At 29.6% G+C, this 11,537-nt stretch carries 6 protein-coding genes and 3 rRNA genes; all 9 read right to left on the bottom strand.

The genetic code is table 11. The features are described 5' to 3' along the window. Positions 1-87 (bottom strand): 16S ribosomal RNA (locus BLS77_RS19000); the annotation flags it as partial. A gap of 627 nt (positions 88-714) precedes the next feature. Further along, entirely contained in the window at positions 715-1,827 is a 1,113-nt protein-coding gene (gene glgD, locus BLS77_RS18995; protein WP_089973695.1) for a glucose-1-phosphate adenylyltransferase subunit GlgD, read from the bottom strand. Positions 1,828-1,873: 46 nt separating this feature from the next. Further along, complete coding sequence (locus tag BLS77_RS18990) at positions 1,874-3,073, bottom strand: glucose-1-phosphate adenylyltransferase (protein ID WP_089973693.1); 1,200 nt, start codon at positions 3,071-3,073, stop codon at positions 1,874-1,876. 30 nt (positions 3,074-3,103) lie between these two features. After that, positions 3,104-4,933 (bottom strand): glycoside hydrolase family 13 protein, encoded by a 1,830-nt coding sequence (locus BLS77_RS18985; RefSeq protein WP_089973691.1) that lies wholly within the window; start codon positions 4,931-4,933, stop codon positions 3,104-3,106. 15 nt (positions 4,934-4,948) lie between these two features. After that, the gene (locus BLS77_RS18980) at positions 4,949-7,381 is read right to left on the bottom strand and encodes a glycogen/starch/alpha-glucan phosphorylase (protein WP_089973688.1); all 2,433 of its coding nucleotides are present in this window, start codon (positions 7,379-7,381) and stop codon (positions 4,949-4,951) included. Positions 7,382-7,415: 34 nt separating this feature from the next. Further along, entirely contained in the window at positions 7,416-8,846 is a 1,431-nt protein-coding gene (gene glgA / locus BLS77_RS18975; RefSeq protein WP_089973686.1) for a glycogen synthase GlgA, read from the bottom strand. Between the two features lie 3 nt (positions 8,847-8,849). Beyond that, on the bottom strand, positions 8,850-10,871 hold the full coding sequence (gene glgB / locus BLS77_RS18970; protein ID WP_089973685.1) for a 1,4-alpha-glucan branching protein GlgB: 2,022 nt from the start codon (positions 10,869-10,871) through the stop codon (positions 8,850-8,852). 355 nt (positions 10,872-11,226) lie between these two features. Further along, a 5S ribosomal RNA gene (rrf, locus tag BLS77_RS18965) occupies positions 11,227-11,343 on the bottom strand. A gap of 91 nt (positions 11,344-11,434) precedes the next feature. Then, positions 11,435-11,537 (bottom strand): 23S ribosomal RNA (locus BLS77_RS18960); the annotation flags it as partial.

Below are 11,537 nucleotides of genomic sequence, written 5' to 3'. Positions count from 1 at the left end.
CGTTCCGAAGAACTCCTCTCGCTCGACTTGCATGTGTTAGGCACGCCGCCAGCGTTCGTCCTGAGCCAGGATCAAACTCTCACTAAAAAGTTTAATCTTGTAGTACTCCTTATCTCTTTCGAGCTAAGTTTCCTTTATTCGCTGACTCTCAAAAAGAATTGCTGGTTATTATTACTTAACTTTATTTATCTGTTCAATTTTCAAAGACCATTTTCTCCAGTCACCCTTAAGCGACTTTCTTAGTTTACCACCGCATCTAAACCTTGTCAACACCTTTCTTTCAAGCTGTTTTTCTTAGTTCGTCATTTGCGACTTCTTTATATTATCATCTTTGTCGAAGTTTGTCAACATTTTCGAATAATTTTTCTTATATGTTAACAGCTTCCTCTTAAAGTGATTTTTTTGTTTGTTCTTCTTATGAACAAAACTAATAATATCATGTATATACTTAATTTCTTTATTATTATATCCTCATATTTTCAACTCATCATAATATTTCTTCTCTTTCCATCAAAATCCTCCCTATACATACTATTGATACTCGTGGTATAGTTTGCTATCTATTTTAACTTCTTTAAGATTGCTTATTACTTTATTCATATGTTTCAATATGCTTTAGCATACGAATAAAGAATAGCAATCCAAAGTGCTCACTATATCTTGTGTAAAAAAATATAAAAATCACTAATAGTGTGTTTTCAGATGAAGTATGACTTATACCGCCTTAGCTTTTTGGATAGTAACAGGATTATCTAATGTTCCAATTATGCTTTGATCTCTTTTTACTATAGTTCCTTTGTTTGCAATAACTTTATTCATATTTGCATTTGGACCTATTATAGTATTTTGTAATATAATACAATTCTTAATAACTGTCCCTTCTGCTATATGAACTCTTCTACCTACTATGCAGTTTTCCAATGTCCCTTCTATATAAGAACCATTTGCAACTATAGAATTAACTACATTGCTATTTTTAGTATATTGAGTAGGCGCTTCATCTTGTGCTTTTGTGTATATAGGATTTTTGTCATAAAACAGTTCTTTGTTCACTTCTTTATCTAATAAATCCATATTCATATCAAAGTATGCTTTCAAAGAATTTATACAAGCTAAATATCCGTTAAATTCAAAAGCTCCTACATTTAAGCTATCTAAGTTTGAACTTATATATTGCTTTATTTTTCTATACATTCCACTCTTTATACTACTATAAACTATATTAATGAATATATCGGTCTTCATTATATACATTTCCATACTAATGTTAGCTAGTTGGCCTCTTCTAATTCCAATATTTTTGCCAATACTATTTACTTTATTTTCATTATCTATATTTAATACTTCACAATCAATAAACTCTCCATCAGTATCAAAAATTTGCTTATATACTACTGTTATATCATTTTTACTTTTTATATGTTGATTTATAACTTCATTATAATCTATATTACAAACCATATATGATGGTGAAATTAAAACATATTCCCTTCTACTTTGCTTTATAAATTCTATATTATCCATAAAGTTATGAACATCATCATTCACTGGATCATGATCTCCAAAATTAAAAACCCTAAGTCCATCCTTTTTTCTATGCAGATCCCATGGCCTTCCATTTGTTAAATGGTTTATTAAAGATCTTGATTTATTCTTAGTAAAAATTCCTATTCCCTCAATTCCCGAATTAGCCATATTAGATAATACAAAATCTATTACTCTATACCTTCCTGCTATTGGCACAGAAGCTAACGACCTATTTATTACTAACTCTCCCATTCTACTTTCATCTTCATCTAAATTTATAATACCAAAACAACTCTTCATATAATCTCCCCCGTAACTTTAAAATATTTTCTATTTATAATATTTTCTAATTGCTATATTGATATTCTAGCACTTCTATAGATTTAGCATCTATCCCATGATTTTTAAATGTAGATTTGCACTCTAATATTTCCCCAGCTGCTATAACTGAAATTTCATTAAAATTGCTAATATTATATCCATCCCCTATAACTACATCCGTCCCTATTATAGCTTTTTCTATAATTACATTTTTACCGATCTTTACGTTAGGCATTATAACAGAATCTCTTATAACGGTATTTTCACCTACAAATACGCCTTGAGATAAAATTGAATTTTCAACAGTTCCCTCAACTATACATCCTTCTACTACAAGCGACCCTAAAACTTGTGCATTACATCCTATATATTGTGCAGGTCTTATTGGATTTTGTGAATATATCTTCCAATTATTTTCATGTAAGTTTAATTCATCAGTTTCATTTAATAAATCCATATTAGCTTCCCAAAGACTTTCGATTGTACCAACATCCTTCCAATAACCCTTAAATGGATAGGCCATCATCTTGGCACTAGCCTCTAGCATTATAGGAAGTATATCTTTTCCGAAATCATTACTTGAATTTAAATTAAGTTCATCTTCTTTCAAGTATTTCTTTAATAACTCCCACTTAAATATATATATTCCCATAGATGCATTTGTACTTTTAGGATTTTTAGGTTTCTCTTCAAATTCATATATTGATAAATCCTCTCTAGTATTGATTATTCCAAATCTACTAGCTTCTTTTTCCGGTACATTTATAACCGCAATAGTTACATCAGCCTCTTTCTCCTTGTGAAAATCTAACATCTTATCATAATCCATTTTATAAATGTGATCTCCAGACAAAATCAATACATATTCTGGATCATATCCATCTACATATTGTATATTTTGGAATATAGCATTAGCCGTTCCCTTATACCAGACCCCACCTTTTTCTTTCTGATATGGTGGTAATACAGTAACCCCACCATCTCTTCTATCTAAATCCCATGGATTCCCAATTCCTATATGGGCGTTAAGTTCTAAAGGTTTATATTGAGTTAATACCCCAACTGTATAAATACCAGAATTAGAGCAGTTACTTAATGGGAAATCTATTATTCTATACTTTCCTCCAAATGGTACTGCTGGCTTTGCTACATCCTTTGTCAATACACCTAATCTCGAGCCTTGTCCCCCTGCTAAAATCATTGCAACAATTTCTTTCTTCCCCATAAAAAAATTCTCCTTCCCCTTGTTTATATTCTATACAATTTCACATATTTTGAATTCATAGCCTTTTATACATATGTTGAAATTTGTTTTATTCGTTAATGTCACCCATTTATTATTTTGAAATTCTCTAATTATTCTATAACCATCTTTGAATTCATAAGTAAATTCTTTATTTTTTGGATTTATTATTATAATTATTTTTTTATCCTTATAATTCCGTTCATATATAAGTATTTCTTGTAATGTATCTATAATCTTAAATTCACCTTTTCTAAGTACCTCTTCTTCATTTCTTAAATTTCCCAAGGTTTTATAAATTATAAATACCTCTTCATTAATCTTATTCCAAGGAAATGCCTTTCTATTTTCAGGGTCTTTCCCTCCTGTTAAACCAGCTTCATCACCATAATATATTAGCGGAACCCCTGGAAGTGTCATCTGCATAACTATTGCTAATTTAAATAAATATATATTTTGTCCTAGCATTGTAAATATTCTTTCAGTATCATGATTTCCTAACAAATTCATGCAACTATAGAAATTCTCACTTGGATAGTTTTCATATAAACTCATTAACCTTCTTATAAAGTATTTAGATTCTATATTACCTATTAAAAATTGTATTATAATATCTCTTAAAGGATAGTTTGTAACTGAATCTAACTCCTTTCCAAAAAAGTATTCTCTTCTAGAAGAATAACTAACCTTATTTGAAGCATCTTCCCAAACTTCACCTATTAATACACTTTCAAAATCAACAGATAACATTTTCTCCTTTATCATAGCTATAAATTTATCCGGCAACTCATCCGCTACATCTAATCGCCAACCACTTGCTCCAAGTTTAATCCACTTTGCTATGATAGACTCTTCATTTTTTATTATATAATTACTATAACTATCATTTAATTCTTGTGTATTAGGTTGGTTATCAAATCCCCACCAACAATCATATTTATGAGGATATTCATCAAATGTGTACCAACTATAATATTTAGATTCTTTTGATTCATATGCTCCAATCTCTGGATAATTTCCATACTTATTAAAATATTTGCTATCCGATCCTGTATGACTAAAAACTCCATCTAATATAACTCTTATTTCTAACTTTTTAGCCTCTTCACACAATTCTTTAAACTCTTCATTAGTTCCAAACATTTTATCTATTACCTCATAATCACTAGTATCATATTTATGACAACTTACAGCCTCAAAAATAGGATTCATATAAATAATAGAAACTCCAAGAGATTTTATATACTCTAACTTCTTTATAACTCCCCTTAAATTACCACCAAAAAAATCCCACTTTGCTATATCTCCACTTTTATCTTTAACATACATAGGATCATCTTCCCAGGTAGCATATATAAAACTATTTTTTCTAGGATTATTAACTCTGCCATTATCATTTCCATTATAAAATCTATCTACAAATATTTGATATATTATTCCCTCCTTATACCACGAGGGCACCTTTCTCTCATTATAAATTGTTATCTGATAAGGTATAGGATCTCTATCATATACACATCCTATACCTCCTAGAGATTCTTTATTATTGCCATAGTAAATATTATTACTTTCATAAACTATCTTGAAATAGTAGTTTATAATTCCAACTGAACTTATAGTTTCTAAATCTATATCAAATATATAGTTATCACTGATGCTTTTATCTAACATAGTCATTTCTAATTCTTCTTTTCTACCATCAAAATAACTTAAATTTATATATACTGATGCACTTTTATCTAAAGCTATTTTTAATGATATCTTTTCTAAAACTTTAACTGCTCCAAATGGAACTCTATATTCTAAACTATGAGAATCATGAAAGATTCTTATATCAGTCATAAAATCCTCCTTCAACTATAAATTTCTATATATAGTATTTGCGCCCCAAATACCTGTAGCATACTCATTTATTGTTCTATCCGAGGAGAATATTCCTGATTTGGCTATATTTACCCCGCACATCTCTTGCCACTTATCCAAATCTCTATATAACTTATCTACCTTATCTTGAGCGTCTATATAATCATTAAAATCTCTTAAAGCAAAAAATTCATCATTATAATTAAGTAAACTTTCATATATAGGTTTAAATCTTTCTTTATCTGCAGAATAAGTTCCATCAATAAGGTTATTCATTACTCTTTTCACCCTTGAATCCTTATTATATATATCCCAAGCATTATATCCACCATTTTTATAATAATTAAAGACCTCCTTTGCATTTAATCCAAAGACTATAATATTTTCCGGCCCAACTGCATCTTTTATTTCTATGTTGGCTCCATCTAATGTCGCCATAGTAATAGCTCCATTCATCATGAATTTCATATTTGATGTTCCAGATGCTTCTTTGGTTGTAGTAGATATTTGCTCACTCAAATCTGCAGCTGGAACTATTTTTTCTGCCAACGATACTCTGTAGTTATCCATCATAACTACCTTAATCTTATCTCCCACTCTATAATCATTATTTATCTTATTTGAAATTGAATTTATTAACTCTATAGTGTTTTTTGCTAAATAATATCCTGGTGCAGCCTTTCCTGCAAATATAAAGGTTCTCGGTACTATATCTAAATTAGGATTATCAATAATTCTATTATATAAATCCATTATTCTTAAACAATTTAGAGTTTGCCTTTTATATGCATGTATTCTCTTAACTTGTACATCAAAAATAGAATTAGGATTTACCATAATGCCCTTTGTGTTATAAATTTCCTTTGATAATCTCTTCTTATTTTCAAGTTTTATATTAGCTAATGCTAATTTCACACTACTATCTTTTAAATGTTCCTGAAACATTTTTAAATCTGTCGGTTTTTTCATAAACCCTTCACCTATTGTAGATTTCAATAATTCAGTTAGCTCTGGGTTACACTTTATTAGCCATCTTCTATGAGTTATCCCATTTGTCTTATTATTAAATTTACTAGGATATAAGGAATAAAACTCTGACATCTCCTGATTTTTTAATATCTCAGTGTGAAGTTTTGCTACTCCATTAACACTATGACTTCCTACTATATCTAAACTCGCCATCCTAATATATCCGTCTCCTATGATAGACATTCTAGAAATTTTATCCCACTCACCAGGATATATGCTCCATAATTCCTTGCAATATCTTTGGTTAATTTCTTCTATAATCATATACACTCTTGGCAGTAAATTTTTAAACATATCTACTTCCCACTTTTCAAGGGCTTCAGCCAATATAGTATGATTAGTATAGGAAACACTACTTTGAGTAATTTCCCAAGCCTCTTCCCACTCCAATCCTTCTTCATCTATTAATATTCTCATAAGTTCTGGTATTGCTAATGTTGGATGAGTATCATTTATATGAATAGCTACACTCTCATTAAATAATGATATATTTCCCCCATTACTCTTATATTCATTTACTATATTCTGAATCCCCGCAGATACTAATAAATATTCTTGTTTTAACCGCAATAACTTACCCTCATAAAAAGAATCCTCTGGATACAAAACAAGTGATATTGCTTCTACTGAATTTTTATACTCTTGAGATTTTATAAATTCACCCCTAGCAAAAGCAGAAAAATCAAACTCCTTACATATAGTTTCCACGCTCCATAACCTAAGTGTGTTTACTAAATTATTTTTATATCCAATAATAGGAGTATCATAAGGAACAGCTAAAACAGCTTCATAATCTTTATGAACGAATTTTACTTTACCCTTTTTAACTTCCATTTCTACTTTCCCATAAAATTTAACTATTTCACTTTTATCAGTTTTTTTTATTTCCCACACATTTCTTGATTTTAACCAAGTGTCCGCTACCTCGACTTGTTTTCCATCAATTATTTGTTGCTCAAAAAATCCATATTTATATCTTATTCCAAAGCCATGCCCTGCAATATTCGTCGAAGCCATAGAATCTAAAAAACAAGCTGCTAACCTTCCAAGTCCTCCATTACCTAATCCTTGATCTTGTTCCATATCCTCTAACTCATGAAGATCTATATTTAATTCTTTTAATGCTTCTTCACAAGTTTCTCTTATCCCTAAATTTAATAGTGAATTATCTAATAACCTACCTAATAAAAATTCCATTGATAAATAATAAACTTGCTTATTTTTTAATTTTGAATACTCCTTATTTGTACTTGCCCAATCCTTAGCTGAATACTTTTTTACTAATTCCCCTAAGGTTTCATATTTTTGAAGATTATTTCCATCAACTAGTTCCTTACCATGTAACTCTAAAAATTTCTCTTTATAATCCTCAATTATTTTATTCTTTGTTATTAACATTTTTTATGTCCTCCTAATAACTCAATTATGAGTTTTAGGCCATTAATTCCTTATATAACTTTTTATATTCCTCTGCTGATTTATCCCAACTATTATAAGAATTCATAGCCCTCATTACTAATGATTGCCAATTATCCTTATTTTTATATACCTCTATTGAATATTCTATTTTTTCCATTAATTCTATATAATTATAATTTCTAAATGTAAATCCATTTCCTTCTTTATTCTGAGAATTGTAATCTGTAATAGTATCCTTTAATCCTCCTGTTTCCCTTACTATTGGCACAGATCCATATCTCAATGCTATTAATTGTCCTAGTCCACAAGGTTCAAAAAGCGAAGGCATTAAAAACATATCTGAAGATGCATATATTTTATGAGCTAATTCATTATCAAATAATATATTTGCACTTACCTTATTTGGATACCTTTGATTAAAGTCCTTAAGATTTTCTTCATATAAATAATCACCAGTTCCTAAGAATACAACTTGTACATCTTTTTGTAATATTCCATGTAACATATTTATTATTAAGTCACAACCTTTTTGATGTGTTAACCTAGATACCATTCCAATCATAGGTATATTTCTATTAACAGTCAGTCCTAGTCTATTTTGTAGTTCCTCTTTATTTATACCCTTATTCTCTAATGTATCAACTGAATATTGTTTAAATATAAATTTATCATTTTTAGGGTCATACTCCTTATAATCAATTCCATTAGTTATTCCTCTTAATATATTTTGTTTATATCTAATCAACCCATCTAACCCTTCTCCATATTCTGGAGTTTTTATTTCCTCAGCATAACTTTTACTTACAGTAGTTATACTATCTGAATAATTAATTGCGCCTTTTAAGAAACTTACTGCTCCATTAAGTTCCAAACTACCATTATTAAATAACTCATAATCATATCCAAAAACTTCTGGTAAAACGTCTGGACTAAATGATCCTTTGAAAAATAGATTATGAATAGAAAAGACAGTTTTCATATTCTTATATAAATCTTTTTTTATATATTCTACTTTATGAAGAACTGGTATCATGCCAGTTTGCCAATCATTGCAATGTAACACATCCGGCTTCCAGTCTATTTCTTTTATAAATTCAAGTACTGCCCTATCAAAAAAAGCAAATTTTTCCCCATCATCATAATATCCATATAATCCATCTCTTTTAAAGTAATACTCATTATCTATAAAATAATACTTTACTCCATCGTGATCATATTCAAATATTCCACAATATTGTTCCCTCCAACCCACTTTAACAATAAATGATTTTATAAATTTAAATTTTTTCTTAAGATCATCTTTTATATCTCTATAATTAGGCATTACAACTCTTGCATCTACTCCGACATTCTTTAGTGCATGAGGCAAAGCTCCAATAACATCTCCAAGTCCTCCAGTTTTAATAAAAGGATGAGATTCCGATGCAATAATTAGAACTTTCATTCCTTAGTTCACTCCTCTATTATCTTCTTCTATCTCTTTAATATTTATCTCTTCAATGCTTTTCATTTCATTTATTTTTTCAATCGTTATTATAGATATGGACATGGGCGGTACTTTAGTTTTAAGTGAATATGGTTGATTATGACATGAAGTATTTTCTGATATCAACATTCCTTCCACTACTTGTCCCGATCCTCCAAATCTCTTTTCATCAGTATTAAATACCTCTCTATATTCTCCTAAATAAGGAACTCCTATTCTAAAATCATAATAAACTACAGGCGTAAAGTTACATATAAATAGTAATGTATCCTCTTTACTTTTACCCCTCCTTATAAAGGATAAAATACTCTGCTTATTATTATCTGCATCTATCCATGTAAATCCATTAGGATTATAATCTAATTCCCATAAAGCCTTGTTATTTTTATAAAAATTGTTTAACTCTTTAGTGTATTCTTGTGATTTTTTATGCATATCAAATTCATCAATTAGCTTCCATTCTAATTGTTCATATTCTTTCCACTCTATAAACTGTGCAAATTCTGATCCCATGAAAGTAAGTTTTTTACCTGGATGCCCAATCATATATGCTAGATATAATCTAAAGCCTGCAAACTTATTCCAATAATCTCCCCACATTTTATCTACCAATGATTTCTTACCATGGACCACTTCATCATGTGATATAGGTAAAATAAAGTTTTCTGTGTGGTTATATACCATAGCGAAAGTAAGCTTGTTTTGATGATATTTTCTATATACAGGATCAAGCTCTACATATTTTAATGTATCGTTCATCCATCCCATATTCCATTTAAAATTAAATCCTAACCCACCTTCTTTTATTGGCTTACAAACATTTGGCCAAGATGTAGATTCTTCTGCAATCATTAGTAATCCTTCTGATTCAGAAAATACGGCAGTATTTAATTCTTTTAAGAAATCAATTCCTTCTAAACAGCCATCTTCCCCATATATATTAGTTCTCCACTCACCTTCATTTCTTCCATAACTTAAATAAATCATATTAGAAACAGCATCTACTCTTAATCCATCTATATGGAATTCCTTTATCCAATATAAAGCATTAGAAATAAGGAAACTCTTAACTTCAGGTTTTCCTAAATCAAAATTAAATGTACCCCACCCTTTATTATCAGCTTTCCAACCTTCTTCATATTCATAAGTAGGACTACCATCAAACATATACAACCCATGTTCATCTTTACAAAAATGTCCTGGTACCCAATCTAAAATTACACCTATTCCATTTGAATGTAAGTTGTTAATAAGATCTTTTAATCCCTCTGTTGTTCCATATCTACTCGTAGGAGCATAATATCCCACACCTTGATATCCCCATGATGCATCTAATGGATATTCTAAAACTGGCATTAATTCTACATGAGTATATCCCATTTCTAATACATATGCGGGTAATTCTTTTGCAAGTTCATCATAAGTGAAAAAATTATCCTGCTCTCCATTTGTTAATTTAGCTTCTTTAGTTTTCCAAGACCCTAAATGAACTTCATATATATTTATAGGACTTTCATATATATTACTTTTTTTTCGTTTACTTATCCATTTCCTATCAGTCCATTTAAATTTAAGATCCTCTTTCACTATAGATGCCGTATTCGGCCTTACTTCTGATAAATATGCATATGGATCAGCTTTATACACGCCTTTTGTTCCCCACTTATTTACTATATAATACTTATATCTACAACCAGGTTTTAAATTAGGTATAAAAACACTCCATATACCTTCATCAGTTAATCTTTCTAATTTATATTCCTCTTGAATATTAAAATCAGTAAAATCACCCACTACATATATACTACTTGCTTTCGGAGCCCAAGTTGTAAACCTAATTCCTCTTTTTCTATTTTCAATAATACTATGTGCCCCCATAAACCTATAGCTATTATAATTTTTACCTTGATGAAATAAACAATTATCAACTTCTAATATCTGACCCTTCTTAACTATAACTTTTTTCTTTTTTATCTCTACCATAGGTCTTCCCCCTTGTTTAATTTATCCATTGCATTTATTTACAATTATAGCATTATGTTACTTCGTTTTCTATACTTTTCTAAATACGATTATCTATGTTTTTTACTGTTTTTCACTGTTTTTCTACATAGGAATTTATCTTTTATTGTAGTATATAGTCGTATTGTTTTTTGAACGTCTAAAAAATAATAATTAAGCTATATTAGTTATTTTTAAGTACATTTAAACTTGATTTAGATATCTGAAATAATTTGAATATTCCTTATATAATAAAAAAAGACATAATTAAATTAATAATCATATCTTTTTTATTTGAACGCAAAAAAAAGAGTCTAAATCAGACTCTTTTTTGTTAACCTGGCGACGTCCTACTCTCCCACACAGCTGCCCGTGCAGTACCATTAGCGCTGTAGAGCTTAACTTTCCTGTTCGGAATGGAAAGGAGTGTTTCCTCTACGCCATCATCACCAGATGGTTTCAGATCCTAAATCATAGATTTAGTCTCTTGTATTTAATTTTATCAGAGTTTTGTTCTCTGAAAATTGCACATGAATTATTGTAAATTGGTCAAGCCCTCGACCTATTAGTATCAGTCAGCTAAATATGTTGCCATACTTACACCTCTGACCTATCAACCTCGTGTTCTTCAAGGGGTCTTACTAGCTT

Origin of the sequence: Clostridium gasigenes, from assembly GCF_900104115.1 — a bacterium.
Lineage (GTDB): Bacteria > Bacillota > Clostridia > Clostridiales > Clostridiaceae > Clostridium > Clostridium gasigenes.
This window is presented reverse-complemented; position numbering and strand designations above follow the sequence as displayed.

Coding starts and splice junctions, on each gene's coding strand:
- glgD (WP_089973695.1), bottom strand. CDS start 1,827: ATGAAGAGTTGTTTTGGTATTATAAATTTAGATGAAGATGAAAGTAGA.
- BLS77_RS18990 (WP_089973693.1), bottom strand. CDS start 3,073: ATGGGGAAGAAAGAAATTGTTGCAATGATTTTAGCAGGGGGACAAGGC.
- BLS77_RS18985 (WP_089973691.1), bottom strand. CDS start 4,933: ATGACTGATATAAGAATCTTTCATGATTCTCATAGTTTAGAATATAGA.
- BLS77_RS18980 (WP_089973688.1), bottom strand. CDS start 7,381: ATGTTAATAACAAAGAATAAAATAATTGAGGATTATAAAGAGAAATTT.
- glgA (WP_089973686.1), bottom strand. CDS start 8,846: ATGAAAGTTCTAATTATTGCATCGGAATCTCATCCTTTTATTAAAACT.
- glgB (WP_089973685.1), bottom strand. CDS start 10,871: ATGGTAGAGATAAAAAAGAAAAAAGTTATAGTTAAGAAGGGTCAGATA.